We start from the raw sequence: 211 nt of genomic DNA on the forward strand, positions 1-211 counted from the left end.
CGAAGTGGCTAAACGCGGCGGACTGTAAATCCGCTCCTTCGGGTTCGGCAGTTCGAATCTGCCCCCCTCCACCATTTTCTTAAAAATAACCTGAAAGGGTTTATTTTTTTGAGAAGATAACCATACTAGTAAATATTAATGGGCTATAGCCAAGCGGTAAGGCAACGGACTTTGACTCCGTCATGCGCTGGTTCGAATCCAGCTAGCCCAG

The 211-nt window shown here is 47.4% G+C and carries 1 tRNA gene; it reads left to right on the plus strand.

Annotated elements, in window-relative coordinates:
* Positions 1-139 precede the first annotated feature (139 nt).
* Positions 140-211, plus strand: a tRNA-Gln gene (locus ACQRBL_RS33040).

The sequence above is a fragment of the Bacillus sp. AF62 genome, assembly GCF_050312695.1.
GTDB lineage: Bacteria > Bacillota > Bacilli > Bacillales > Bacillaceae_G > Bacillus_A > Bacillus_A cereus.